The sequence below is a fragment of the Pseudomonas sp. TH10 genome (genome assembly GCF_016651255.1).
In the GTDB taxonomy this organism is placed as follows: Bacteria; Pseudomonadota; Gammaproteobacteria; order Pseudomonadales; family Pseudomonadaceae; genus Aquipseudomonas.
The window spans coordinates 1-12,649 of record NZ_JAEKEG010000106.1; the positions used below are offsets into that span (position 1 = coordinate 1).

The window sequence follows — 12,649 nt, forward strand, 5'->3', positions numbered from 1 at the left end:
CCGTACTGCGAAGAGTTGGCCAGATAGATCGAGTCCATGTAAGTCCCATCGGAAGCCATCAGATAATCAAATGGCTGACCTCCATGGATCTTTTGATAAGACAGCGTCAGCGTATGCGGGCCATTGGCATAGGCCGTCGCCAACGACCAGGCGGTGACATTGATATCGCCGGCATTGGCCTGGCCCTGATCCAGTGATCGATAGAGATTGAAGTCAACGCCGAGAGTCTGTTCCGCAGTCAGGACAAAGCTGTAGTTGCCATTGACATAGTACTGGCGCCACAAGTCCTGCGCCTGGGACACGTAGAAGCCGACGCCGCCCTGTTCTACTGGCGTGTAGGTGAAGCCTGCATAATCGACATCGCCGCTGTCCACCCCGGCGTAACCTGCCATGAAGCCACCGTCGTGACCTGTACTGGTATAACCTCTGGTGGAATGGAAGTGCCCGATATCGATGCTGACTTTGTCGATATCATCACTCAACAGTTGTAGGCCACGGGTCGTCATCGGCATCAGGCGTAAATCGGGAGTCGCGAATACCGGATTGTATGGGCGCAGATCGCCATACTTGATGACAGTGTTTGACCACTTCATCTTTACCGAAGCGTTGAGTGTCGAAGACTCGGTTCTTTCGCGATCTCCCTCAGCGGGGAACATTCCCGTGCCAACCGTACCGCGACCGCCATCCAGCTTGTAGGCAGTATAGGCACTTGCATCCAGCCCAAGGCCGACTTCACCTTGAGTAAATCCGGACTGGTAATCCATCTGAAAACCCTGCCCCCAACCACGGGCATCGGGATAATGCGAGAGCGAGTTCCGACTAAAATACATATTGCGAGCGGTAATAGTTGCCGAGCCACCCTCGACCAATCCTTCGCCCACATCTTCTGCCTGCACTTTTACATAACTTCCAGATGCCGATAGAACAACCACACCCAATAGTGAACGCAGCTTCATTGTAGGCCTCAGAGCTTGATTATTATTGTTTTCTGCAAAATGCCTGTACCTGCCAATGGTAGGCACCCTGTCATTGCCATTAATAGAATTTATATGTTGAGAATTGCTCGCCTTGCGCAATCGAAGTAACGGATTTGTAACATCGGCATTACATCTGATTCGAGCCGACACTTAGTAAACAAAACTATTGATTTTTTACTGAAGGTAAATTCTTATAGAAAAATAATAACGCCGAAAACCGGCCCTTTCGGCTTCAGGCCGCCTGGAGTAGCCTCACCATGAGCACCTCGTCCCCCGCTTTCTCGCACCTGTTCGAACCCCTGCTGCTACGCGGCAAACGCCTGAAAAACCGCATCATGTCCAGCGGACATGACACTTCGATGCCCACCGACAACCTGGTTAATGATCAACTGATCGCTTACCACCAGGCGCGCGCGGCAGGGGGCCGGGCTGATCGTGCTGCAGGTAGCAGGTGTGCACGACAGCGCGCGTTACACCTCGCACGTGTTGATGGCCACGGATGACGCCTGCATTGAGGGCTATCGCAAACTTGCGCAAACCTGCCATGCGCACGGGACGGTGGTGCTGTCGCAGATCTTCCACCCTGGGCGGGAAATCATGGAGTCCAGCGACGGCCTGCTGGCGGTGGCCTATTCAGCTTCGGCGGTGCCCAACGAGCGGTTTCGGGTGATGCCACGGGCACTGGATCAAGCCATGATCGACGAGATTGTCGCCGGGTACGCGGCAGCGGCGCGGCGCCTGTTTCAAGCAGGGATCGACGGCGTGGAGGTGGTCGCCAGTCACGGATATCTGCCCGCGCAGTTCATCAACCCGCGAGTCAACCGCCGTACCGATGGCTACAACGGCGAGCTGGAACAGCGCCTGCGCTTGCTGCGGGAAATCATCGCCGCTGTGCGGGCCAGTACCGATGAACACTTCATCATCGGCCTGCGCATTTGCGCAGACGAGCGCGACCCGGAAGGACTCACCGAAGACGAATCACTGCTCGCCGTGCAGGCATTGCAAACCAGCCTGGATTACGTGCACATCGTCGCCGGTACTTCTGCATCCCTGGGCGGTGCCGTGCACATCGTGCCGCCCATGGCGATCGAAGCGGCCTATCTGGCCAGGGAAGCCGGAACCTTCAAGGCCGGTCTGTCCATCCCGCTGTTCGTCACCGGGCGCATCAACCAGCCCCAGGAAGCGGAGCTGATCCTGGCCCGGGGTCAGGCCGACGTCTGCGGCATGACCCGCGCGCTGATCTGCGACCCGCAAATGCCCAACAAAACCGACAGCGGCCGTGTAGAAGACGTGCGCGCCTGCATCGCCTGCAACCAGGCGTGCATCGGCCACTTCCACAAAGGCTTGCCGATCTCCTGCATCCAGCACCCGGAGACCGGGCGCGAGTTGATCTTCGGCAACCGGCAACCTACCGGCCAACGCAAGCGCATCATGATTGCCGGCGGAGGGCCGGCCGGCATGAAAGCCGCTGCGGTAGCGGCCCAGCGCGGGCACGAGGTCACCCTCTATGAAGCGGCCGCGCAACTCGGCGGCCAGGTGCTGCTGGCGCAGCTGTTACCGCGACGCAGCGAGTTCGGTGGGGCCAGCACCAACCTGCAGCGGGAGATGGAACTGGCGGGTGTACGGGTGGTGCGCAACACCCGGGTCGACCGCGCCCTGGTGGAGCGTGAGCGCCCCGACCTGGTGATCATCGCCACCGGCGCCGAGCCCTATTGGCCAACCTTCGAGCGTGGCGGCGAACTGCAGGTGGTGGACGCCTGGCAAGTGCTGCGTGATGAAGTACAGATAGGTCGTTCGGTGGTCGTGGTGGACTGGCGCTGCGACTGGATCGGCCCCGGCATCGCCGAGCGCCTGGTGCGCGCCGGGCACCAGGTGCACCTGGCAGTCAACGGCACCCATTGCGGGGAAAACCTGCCGCTGTACGTGCGCGACCAACTGGCCGGCGAACTGCATAAACTGGGTATCCCCATCACCCCCTACGCCCGCCTCTACGGCTGCGATGACAGCACCGTCTACCTGCAACACACCGCGAGCGGCGAACCGATGTTGCTGGAAAATATCGACACCCTGGTGCTCTGCCAGGGTCATCAACCGGTCGACACCCTGGGCGCAGAACTGCAAGGCCTGGTGGAGTTTCGCCGGATCGGTGACTGCCTGGCGCCGCGTACCGCCGAAGAGGCCATCTACGAAGGTTTGAAAGTCGCCTGGGCGCTTTGAGCCTGTTTATACTCCGGGGTTTTCCCCCAAACCCCGGCCTGGAGTACGCATGAGCAACGGCAGTAAAGAAAGCGCCGCACCAGAGCCCAGTTTTCTCGGCACCCGAATCCGTGGCCTGCGCAAACGCCGGGGCATGACCCTGGCCGAGCTGGCGAACATGAGCGAGCTGACTGCGGGCTACATCAGCCAACTCGAACGCAACCTCGCCTACCCTTCCATCCCCGCCCTCTTCAACATCGCCCGCAGCCTGGGCGTGACCATCCAGTGGTTCTTCGCCAGCGAAGCCGCCACCGCCCCGGAAGACCACGGCGTGGTGGTGCGCAAGAACACGCGGATGAGCGTGCATTACGAGGATGGAATCGTCGACCAACTGCTGACCCCGCAGCCGAATCGGCAACTGGAGATGTTGCACTCACGGTTTCCGCCTGGCACTTATAGCCAGCAGAGTTACAGCCATGAGGGGAAGAAGCCGGGTATCTGCTGTCGGGGCGTTTTGAGTTGTGGGTTGGGCAACGGCATTTTCTGCTGAACGAGGGAGACAGTTTCAGCTTCTCGAGTCAGGAGCCGCATCGGTATGGCAATCCTGGAGAGGTGGATGCGGTGGTGATTTGGGTGATTACGCCGCCAACGTTTTGATGGGATGTTTGAGATAAAGAGGCCTCGAAGTTTGATCAGCTTTGGGGCTTTTTTTGAATGGAGGCCGGGGAGTTTTTCCTACAGTCAATTCCTGATTTTTTCGAGCTACTGGCGGACGGTAATTTAACGCCTAAGATCTGCGAGAGCTCTGCGAGATCTTAATGAGGCGTCAGAAAGGCGAGTTTGCCGAAAGATTACACTGCGTTACATATTTAGGCATGCACGGATCCAGCGAGCAGGTTATTAATGTAGCTGTCGTTGTAGCAACTAAAAGCCGCATCTACCAGATAGAGGCGAAATGAGCTAAATGCTTAGTGGGTATGTGGAGTTCATAGAAGCTCCTCAACTTAACGCAGAGACGTTCATCTGTACGGGATGAATCCATAGAGCTTTTGGAAGAGCGTGAGTCGATCATGGATAACGATCAGTTCAGAAACAAGTGGCAGCAGCGATGGGCAGAAGAGAATTTATTTGCCGCTGACAATATGAGCAACAAACCTCCTTATTATGTGCTGGACATGTTCCCGTACCCCTCGGGTAACGGTTTACATGTTGGCCACGCCGTTGGCTATATAGGAACTGACATAATTGCCCGCAAAAAAAGAATGGATGGATTCAACGTATTGCATCCCATGGGCTGGGATGCGTTCGGTCTACCGGCAGAACAATTCGCCATAAAAACAGGCGTTCACCCCGCCGACGTTACCAAGATCAACTGCCAAAACTTCAAGCGACAACTGATGCTGATGGGCTTAAGTTACGACTGGGGCCGGGAAATCGACACCTCTGACACTAAATACTATAAATGGACACAATTCCTTTTCCTGAAATTGTACGAACGCGGATTAGTGTATGAGAAAGAGGAAAATGTCTGGTGGTGCGAGTCACTTCAAACCGTTCTCGCGAATGAAGAAGTCATCGACGGCCGCTCTGAACGCGGTGATTACCCCTGCGCTAAAAAGCCGCTAACGCAGTGGGTTGTAAAGATCACCGACTATGCTGAACGCTTGTTGGCCGACTTGGATCGACTCGATTGGCCCGAATCGGTCAAAAAAATGCAGCGTGAATGGATCGGACGCGCAGAGGGTATCGATATTGATCTCCTGATACGAGAAGATGCGGCCATCCCCTTAACTGTGTTTACCTCTGAAGCCGAAACTCTGTATGGCAGTAACGCCGTCTTGCTGTGTACTGAACACCCTTATGTAAAAGAACTGTGCCATGACAGCGACCTCTGCGCCAGAATTGCCACCTTGCAGGACCCGAAGATTGCAGTGGACGCCTTGTATCTACGTCGCCACGTAAGTCATCCACTGACGGGCGCATCGCTTCCTCTTTACGTCGTCAACTACCTCGCGTTCGATGGAAGAGAGCAAGCGGTATTCTCTGTTCCCGAAACTGATCCCAAAGCAGCAGCGTTGTGCCAGCGTTTCGGCTTACCTCACTTGTCCGTGCTCGATGAGACCGATACACAGCCCTCCCTCAAAAACTCCGAGAGCTTTAGCGGCCTGTCCAGAAGCGAGGCGCGTGGGCGGATTGAAGCTGAGCTCACAAACAATCATTGGGCTGTGCGCAGGGTTCGTTACCGGATGCGTGATTGGCTGTTCTCTCGGCAAAGGTACTGGGGCGAACCCTTTCCGCTGTTTCGGGACGACAGCGGTAACGTAATCGCAGCCAGCGCTAGCGAACTGCCAGTCGAGTTGCCGGTAGTTGAGAACTTCTGTCCAGGTGCTGACGGAGCGAGCCCACTGCAACGGGCTGAAGATTGGGTGAACTGCAGTGATTCGACAGGAAATCCGCTCTATCGGGTCACGGACACCATGCCTGGTTGGGCCGGGTCGTGTTGGTACTTCCTGCGGTTCATGGACCCACATAACGAAGCTGAACCGTTCTCAGCGCAAAGTATGGAGTATTGGCAACAGGTCGATCTTTATGTGGGCGGTGCGGCCCATGCGACCATGCATCTGCTCTACGCCAGATTCTGGCACAAGGTGCTGTTCGATGTGGGGCTAGTGAATTTTGATGAGCCCTTCAAGACGCTCTATAACCAGGGATTGGTGACGGCTGATGCCTTCAAGGATGGAACCGGTCGAATCGTGGCCGTGGATGAAGCAGAGTATCGGGCAGGCAAGTATTGGTTAAAGAATAGCGACCACGAGTTGCAAGTCTTCAATACCAAAATGTCGAAATCCCTTTTGAACGTGGTCGTTCCAGACGACATCATTCGTGAGTACGGCGTCGACACCTTCCGGATTTACATGATGTTTATCGGGCCGCTCGGACAGAACAAGAAGTGGGACATCAAGGGGATCAAGGGCTGTGAGCGTTTCATCAACAGGGTGCTGAGTATTTTTGCCGATGGCCTTCAGTGCGGCGCTCCGCGTAACGAATCGACGGCTTCGGATCAGCATCCGCTGGAGACGCTGTGGGGAAAAACCCTGGCCAAAGTCAATGCATCCTTTGTGACCTTGAATTTCAATACGGCGATTGCCGCGTTTATGGAATTCATGAATCAGGCTGAGAAGCATAAGGACTATTTTTTCGAACGAATTGGCGCTGACTTTGTGAAGGCCCTGTTCCCCTTTGCTCCGCACGTCTGCTCTGAGATCTGGGAGCAGTTGGGCTACGACACTATTGACTCTGCACCATGGCCCCAAGCTCGAGTGCGCCCGGTCAAGGCGACACGAATCTACATTAACGGCAAGTATGTGGATGATCTTCCGGAGGGGACCGGTGAGGAGTTGGTCGACGTCGATATGGCTCGGAGCAAAGTCATCGAGGCCCTTGAAAGGCGTGTAGTAACCAAGGTGATCTATGTGCCGAATCAGGTCGTGAATTTTCTCTGCGCTCATTAGGTTTGAGCCGAGCTGGAGTTGATATTCAGGCTGAGGTGACGTACGCGGTATCGGATTTACCGCGTCGACAAACTGACAGTTATCACCGGCAGTAACACCTCGATCATCCGCTCCCATTAATCAACATTAAATTGCCGATGGCGGCTCATCCGCTGCTCCAAATCGACTGGAGGTTACGCACTTCACCCGCTCAGTCCAAATGAGACCGCCCTCTAGCTGAAGGCGTTGATAAACCAGGTGATCATCGGGATGGCCACAATGTCGATCAGCACGGCGCCGCACAACGGCACGATGATGAAGGCTTTATACGAGAATACTTTGTAGTGGTCACAGATGGCCCCCATGTTGGCCACGGCGTTGGGTGTAGCGCCCAGCCCGTGCCCCATGAAGCCTGCGCAAAGGACGGCAGCGTCGTAGTTACGGCCAAACAGGCGGAACAAAACGAATACGCACAGCAAAATCATGATCACCACTTGTACCACCAGGATCACCAGCAGCGGCAATCCCAGCTTTTCCAGCTCCCAGAACTTAAGGCTCATCATGGCCATGGTCAGAAACATGCCCAAACACACGTCGCCAATGGTGCTGACAGCATGGTCCGGCATCTCGATCGCCTGGCTGCGGTCATTGAGGTTGCGCAAAATAATCGCCACAAACATCGCGCCCACATAACTGGGCAACACGATGCCCAAGTGTTGCTGCAAGCTGGCGCCCAACCACAAACCCAGCACCATGATCACCACGATGCAGGTCAACAAGCGCAACAGAGTCGGTGCATCCAGCGCGGCGGGCGGGTTGTGGACTACGTCTTCGAACGCCTTGAGGCTGCCCACCGCTTGCGCTTCAACCGTGAGTTTGTTGCGCTCAATCAACCAGCGCGCCAGCGGGCTACCCAACAAACCGCCCGCCACCATCCCAAAGGTCGCGGCCGCCAGCGCCGCAGTAGTCGCGCCGACGGCACCGAGGTTTTCAGCAATCGGGCCAAATGCCGCCGCCGCACCAAAACCGCCTTCCAGGGACACCGCACCGGCCATGATCCCCAGTAACGGATCAATACCCAACAGTTTGGCAACGCTTACGCCGACTACGTTCTGCACCAGCGCCAAGCCCCAGCACGCCCCCAGGTAGATAAACAGTAACTTGCCGCCTTTACGCAGCAAGCCCAGGCTGCCGCCCAGACCGACAGTGGTAAAGAACGCCACCATCAAGGGGGTTTGCAAGCTGGTGTCGAGGGTCAGGTTCAGCCACTGCTGGCTGCGTAGCAGCCAGATCAGCAGGGCAAAACCAAAGCCGCCAATCACCGGTGCGGGAACACACAGTTGGCGCAGCCAGTAACTGCGTTTTTTCAGTTGTGCACCCAAGCCCAGGAGAAGCAACGCGAGAGCAAGGGTACTCAGCGCATCCAGTTCGAATGTCAGCATGGCGAATTTCTCTTTTTCTTATGATTTAACAAGTGGTTTCAGGGATTTTCGAAAACTTAATCAATCAGGCTTGCGAGCAGACGCGCGCCAATGCGGGCGGTTCGGTTCTCGATATCAAGGCTGGGGTTGAGTTCGGCGATGTCGGCCATGCGCAATTTGCCGCTGGCTTTGGCATAGCGCGCCAGATGCTCGACGATTTGCATGTCTACGCCATGGGCAGACGGCGCACTGACGCCGGGCGCCTGGCTAGCGGGCAGAACATCGAGGCAGATGGTCATGTAGAGGTAATCGACGTCTTGCAAAAAATCATCGATGAATCTTTCGCAGGCGGTAACGTCCCAGCTGTTCATCTCACGGTCGAGGCGAAAACGCACATTCAGCCGCTGCGCCTGCTCGAACAGTGCCTGAGTATTGTTGAGCTGACTGACACCCAGGCAGCCGTAAGTGAAGGGCATTTCAGCGCGCTGGCAATACTCGGCGATTTGGCGAAAAGGAGTGCCTGAACTGCTTTGTTCGGCAAGGCGCAAGTCAAAATGCGCGTCGAAATTAAGTACACCGATACGGGCCTTCGCCGTGCGTTTGCGCAAGTGATCGGCCAGACCGCTAAAACTTGCAAAAGCGATTTCATGGCCACCACCCAGCCCCAGCGGTAAATGTCCCTGATCGAGCAACTCGCTGACGTGGTGGGCGTAGCTCTGCTGTGCGCCTTCGAGGTTGCTGTCGGTACAACCGACATCGCCGGCGTCATACACCGGCGCGTGGCCGTGCCACGCGAGGTTGGCTAAAGCCTTGCGCAGTTCTGTCGGGCCTTGGCGTGCACCGGTGCGGCCCTGGTTGCGTTTGACCCCTTCATCACAGGCCAAACCAACCAGTGCGACACCCGCAGGCTGGTTTTGCGCGAAGGGTTTGACCCATTGGTGCCAGCGCAGCGCGCCTTGCCCTTCGGCGTCGTCAATGCGACCCGTCCACAATGGCATGTCAGGAACAACGGTCATGTTTGAAACTCCAGTCAAATTCAGTCGAGCCGGGCGCTCAGACGCAGCGCCACATCCCGGGTCCAGCGGATCAGGCGTTCAGTGCGCTGTTGAGCCCGGAAGGCAGGGGCCATGAGGCTGATAGCGCCTTGCAGGCGGTCGCGGCTGTCGATCAAAGGCGCACTGACCCCCAGATGCCGTCGTCGATTTCACTTTGACTCACGGCGTAACCGGCAGCCCGGATCTCGGCAAAACTGCGCTGATAGGTCGCAACGTCGCCACTGTCGACGCCTTGCGCCAGCAGCGCCGACAGGCTCTGCGCCTCATCCATGTACGCCAGCAACACCCGCGCCGAAGCGCCCACCAGCAATGGTTGCGCCAACCCTTTTTGGTAGCAGCAGCGCGGCGGTTGCGGGCTGTCGATCAGCTCAATGCAAATGGCCTGACCGTTACTGGGCACCATCAACGCAACGCTTTCCTGGGTTTGCTCGGCCAGGCGCTTGAGCTCGGGCTTGGCCAACGTCACCAACACCGCTTCGCGGTCGAACTTTTGGCCAGTTGCAAACAGGCAGGCCCCGGCAAGTAGCGCCCGTGACCGTTTTCTTCGGCCAGGCCCCAGCGCAGGAGGGTTTTTAGATGGCGATAGATGCTGCTGAGCGGCTGGGCCAGTTGCTCGGACAGCTCTTTGGCGGAGATCGCCTCGCCGGACTGCCCCAAGGTTACGAGGATTTGCAGCAAGCGATCGGTTGGCGTGTTGTAGTTCATTGTTGGCCCCATGCTATTGCATGCATGGTGGCACGATGTTTCTCATTAACTGAAACAGGTTTCCCACTCAGTGGGAACAATCCGCCATATAACGATCAGCGGTCGCTCATTCGCATTCTTGCAAGCATAAAAATGCGGGAGCGAAAAACATAGCGGGGGACGGACAGGAGAAAAAAACAACAGAGACCTTTTTATCGAATGGAGGCCGTGGAGCTTTCAAACAAGCCGAGGAGATCATTCTGGATCAACGAGACTCTGTATTGGCCGATGATAAATTTGAGCGAGCCTTGCGGCTCACCACTGGGAAGAAGACTCGTCAGACACGTGCTTCACGATCAAGAACATCAGCTACCCACTGATTAATACTCTTGTTAGCAAGCTGTGCTTTTACAGCGACTGTCGCGTGCAGCGCTGGAGCGAGACGCAAACTCAGGTTTCCCGAATAGGGTTTCTGCGGTGCGCGGCCGAGCTTGGCGCACGTTTCCAGATAGTCTGTGACTGCCTCTTCAAATGCTGAACGAAGCTCGCCGACCGATTCGCCGTGAAACCCAACGACATCCCTGATGCCAGCAATGTGACCTACAAAAAAGCCGTCTTCATCGCTGTATTCGATCCGGGCGGCGTAGCCCTGATAATTCATAACGTTCACGGGTTAACTCCTGCTTGTTCAAGAAAAGCCCGAACGTCCCGCACCTGGTAGGGCTTTGCTTCGTTGCCTGGATGCGGCCGATGAAAAGTCGCGACCACACCTTTGAGTTCAAAGCGTACCCGCGACCCGCTGCCCTCAACGATCCTGGCGCCAGCTGCGACCAGCAAGGATTCGACCCGGGCCCACTCCAGAGTGTTGGGCGTAGGTCTTGAGAAGACCACTCTGAGCGTACTGAGCTGTTTATTATTCATGGTATCATATTATGATACCAATAAAGATTGGGCAGCAGCTTGTAACCTCGCTGATGCATGAACTGCCGCCCCTGAAGCATGCGCAAAAACACCACTTTTCCATCAGTTGAAAGTAGGCGTTTTTAGCTTCAGGTTTCGACCGTCTTATGAGGCCCTAAGAATATCGGGGTGACTCTCGGCGTAGTTGTAGGCAAAATCCGAGAGTTGCGTACGAATCTGCTTTGCTGTGTGTTTGAGCAGGCTAGCGCCTTGATGGCGCGGGTTGCGTCGGTATACCCTCTTGAAGTCGCTGGAAATCCAGCGATCGGGCTTGGTAACCCGACGAGTTGCGCAACAGCGCCCCCTTCACATTTTCCTGGCGTCTTGACGCCTGAATATCTGTGTTATGGCGGTTGTGCGCGGGACGCTTTCGGGCGTGCCGGTCTCCGTGACTCCCGGTTTACCAACCTGCGCACAGCTGCCACCCCTTCGCTTGGTAACGAAAATGGCAGCTCCCCAAGTCACGGAGCTAGACATGGAAACTGTAAATCCGCACAAACGAAGTCTTCCCGCTCAACGTAGTTCCAAATCCTATCAAGCCTCTCGGCTCGATCTTACCTCTCTCATTGAAGGAGGTGGCAGATGAGCGACAAACCCGAACTGACGACCATTGGCCTCACTCCGTTCCACTATTGCGACAACCAGCCGCTGTTTCGCGTAAACCCCGGCGTTCCTATTGGTAATGCTCTGGCCCAAGCTTCTGATCTGTTGTACCTGGCCAAGCTGTTGACTGCCAACGCTGCTAATGACAAGGAGACAGATAGAAACGCTTGGGCAGCGCACTACTTGACCGCGATGAGCAAGGCAGTAGTAGATGATGTACACAAGGTGTTGCGGAGGTGGCCGCCGGTGAATACCGATTGTTAACCCTCGTTAGTAGGCGCGCCTACTAACGCCCGAGAGGAACCTGCAGAAACGAAAAAGCCCCGTAGATTTTCATCTACGGGGCTTTTTCTATGTAATGGCGGAGAGATAGGGATTCGAACCCTAGGTACCGGTGAAGGTACAACGGATTTCGAATCCGTCCCATTCGGCCACTCTGGCATCTCTCCAACGGCGCGCATCATAACAACACTTTTACCGAAAGCAAACCCTCTTTCGAAATTTTGTTCGTGCTATCAGATGCTTGCGTCGATTAAAGCGGTACGCCCAGACGATTGGCGACTTCTTCGTAAGCTTCGATGACGTCACCGAGGCCTTGGCGGAAGCGGTCTTTGTCCATCTTCTTCTTGGTGTCCTTGTCCCACAGACGGCAGCCGTCCGGGCTGAACTCGTCACCGAGGACGATGGAGCCGTCGCTGAATACGCCGAACTCAAGCTTGAAGTCGACCAGCAGCAGGCCGGCGTCGTCGAACAGCTTGGTCAGTACTTCGTTGACCTTGAGCGACAGTTCTTTCATGCGAACCAGTTGCTCGGCGGTGCCCCAACCGAATGCCACGACGTGGGATTCGTTGATGAACGGGTCGCCCTTGGCGTCGTCCTTGAGGAACAGTTCGAAGGTGTAAGGGTTGAGCTTCAGACCTTCTTCAACACCCAGACGCTTGACCAGGCTGCCGGCTGCATAGTTACGCACGACGCACTCGACCGGGATCATGTCGAGCTTCTTCACCAGGACTTCGTTGTCGGCCAGCAGTTTGTCGAATTGGGTCGGAACGCCGGCCGCTTCGAGTTTCTGCATGATGAAGGCGTTGAACTTGTTGTTGACCATGCCTTTGCGGTCGAGCTGCTCGATGCGCTTGCCATCGAACGCCGAGGTGTCGTTGCGAAACAGCAGGATCAAGCGGTCAGCGTCGTCGGTCTTGTAAACCGATTTGGCTTTGCCGCGGTAGAGTTCTTCACGTTTTTCCATGATGGGCTCCGCTTGC

8 protein-coding genes, 1 tRNA gene and 3 pseudogenes are annotated in these 12,649 nt (G+C 56.2%); 4 read left to right on the forward strand and 8 right to left on the reverse strand.

What is annotated here, in order from left to right:
- Nucleotides 1–956 (reverse strand): OprD family outer membrane porin (locus JFT80_RS16670; RefSeq protein WP_201148596.1); only part of this gene is annotated, 956 nt, incomplete at its 3' end.
- 278 nt (nt 957–1,234) lie between these two features.
- On the opposite strand from JFT80_RS16670, the pseudogene JFT80_RS16675 reads away from it, so the two are divergent.
- From JFT80_RS16675 to leuS, 3 genes and pseudogenes are all read left to right on the forward strand, one after another.
- Nucleotides 1,235–3,194 (forward strand): annotated as a pseudogene (locus JFT80_RS16675) (FAD-dependent oxidoreductase).
- A 49-nt stretch (nt 3,195–3,243) separates the two neighbouring features.
- A pseudogene (locus JFT80_RS16680) lies at nt 3,244–3,830 on the forward strand (cupin domain-containing protein).
- A gap of 413 nt (nt 3,831–4,243) precedes the next feature.
- A complete protein-coding gene (gene leuS / locus JFT80_RS16685) occupies nt 4,244–6,685 on the forward strand; it encodes a leucine--tRNA ligase (RefSeq protein ID WP_201148597.1) in 2,442 nt (813 codons plus the stop codon).
- Between the two features lie 212 nt (nt 6,686–6,897).
- Here leuS and gltS read toward each other — a convergent pair whose 3' ends face one another.
- From gltS to JFT80_RS16710, 5 genes and pseudogenes are all read right to left on the reverse strand, one after another.
- Nucleotides 6,898–8,106 carry a sodium/glutamate symporter gene (gltS, locus tag JFT80_RS16690; protein ID WP_201148598.1) on the reverse strand — a complete coding sequence of 403 codons (1,209 nt, stop codon included), beginning with the start codon at nt 8,104–8,106 and terminating at the stop codon, nt 6,898–6,900.
- 56 nt (nt 8,107–8,162) lie between these two features.
- A complete protein-coding gene (gene hutG, locus JFT80_RS16695; protein WP_201148599.1) occupies nt 8,163–9,101 on the reverse strand; it encodes a formimidoylglutamase in 939 nt (312 codons plus the stop codon).
- A 20-nt stretch (nt 9,102–9,121) separates the two neighbouring features.
- Nucleotides 9,122–9,845, reverse strand: a pseudogene (locus JFT80_RS16700) (IclR family transcriptional regulator).
- Between the two features lie 316 nt (nt 9,846–10,161).
- Nucleotides 10,162–10,494 (reverse strand): type II toxin-antitoxin system HicB family antitoxin, encoded by a 333-nt coding sequence (locus JFT80_RS16705; RefSeq protein ID WP_201148600.1) that lies wholly within the window; start codon nt 10,492–10,494, stop codon nt 10,162–10,164.
- Nucleotides 10,491–10,745 (reverse strand): type II toxin-antitoxin system HicA family toxin, encoded by a 255-nt coding sequence (locus tag JFT80_RS16710; protein ID WP_201148601.1) that lies wholly within the window; start codon nt 10,743–10,745, stop codon nt 10,491–10,493. Before JFT80_RS16710 ends, JFT80_RS16705 begins: the two co-directional genes overlap by 4 nt.
- A gap of 621 nt (nt 10,746–11,366) precedes the next feature.
- Between JFT80_RS16710 and JFT80_RS16715 the strand changes: the two genes are divergently transcribed.
- Complete coding sequence (locus JFT80_RS16715; RefSeq protein WP_201148602.1) at nt 11,367–11,651, forward strand: DUF3077 domain-containing protein; 285 nt, start codon at nt 11,367–11,369, stop codon at nt 11,649–11,651.
- Between the two features lie 95 nt (nt 11,652–11,746).
- Here the strand turns inward: JFT80_RS16715 and JFT80_RS16720 are convergent.
- Nucleotides 11,747–11,836, reverse strand: a tRNA-Ser gene (locus JFT80_RS16720).
- Nucleotides 11,837–11,919: 83 nt separating this feature from the next.
- On the reverse strand, nt 11,920–12,633 hold the full coding sequence (purC, locus tag JFT80_RS16725) for a phosphoribosylaminoimidazolesuccinocarboxamide synthase (protein WP_007911389.1): 714 nt from the start codon (nt 12,631–12,633) through the stop codon (nt 11,920–11,922).
- Nucleotides 12,634–12,649: the final 16 nt, after the last annotated feature.

Excerpts from the sequence above, each read along its gene's own strand:
- leuS (WP_201148597.1), top strand. The coding sequence starts at position 4,244 with ATGGATAACGATCAGTTCAGAAACAAGTGGCAGCAGCGATGGGCAGAA.
- gltS (WP_201148598.1), bottom strand. The coding sequence starts at position 8,106 with ATGCTGACATTCGAACTGGATGCGCTGAGTACCCTTGCTCTCGCGTTG.
- hutG (WP_201148599.1), bottom strand. The coding sequence starts at position 9,101 with ATGACCGTTGTTCCTGACATGCCATTGTGGACGGGTCGCATTGACGAC.
- JFT80_RS16710 (WP_201148601.1), bottom strand. The coding sequence starts at position 10,745 with ATGAATAATAAACAGCTCAGTACGCTCAGAGTGGTCTTCTCAAGACCT.
- JFT80_RS16715 (WP_201148602.1), top strand. The coding sequence starts at position 11,367 with ATGAGCGACAAACCCGAACTGACGACCATTGGCCTCACTCCGTTCCAC.
- purC (WP_007911389.1), bottom strand. The coding sequence starts at position 12,633 with ATGGAAAAACGTGAAGAACTCTACCGCGGCAAAGCCAAATCGGTTTAC.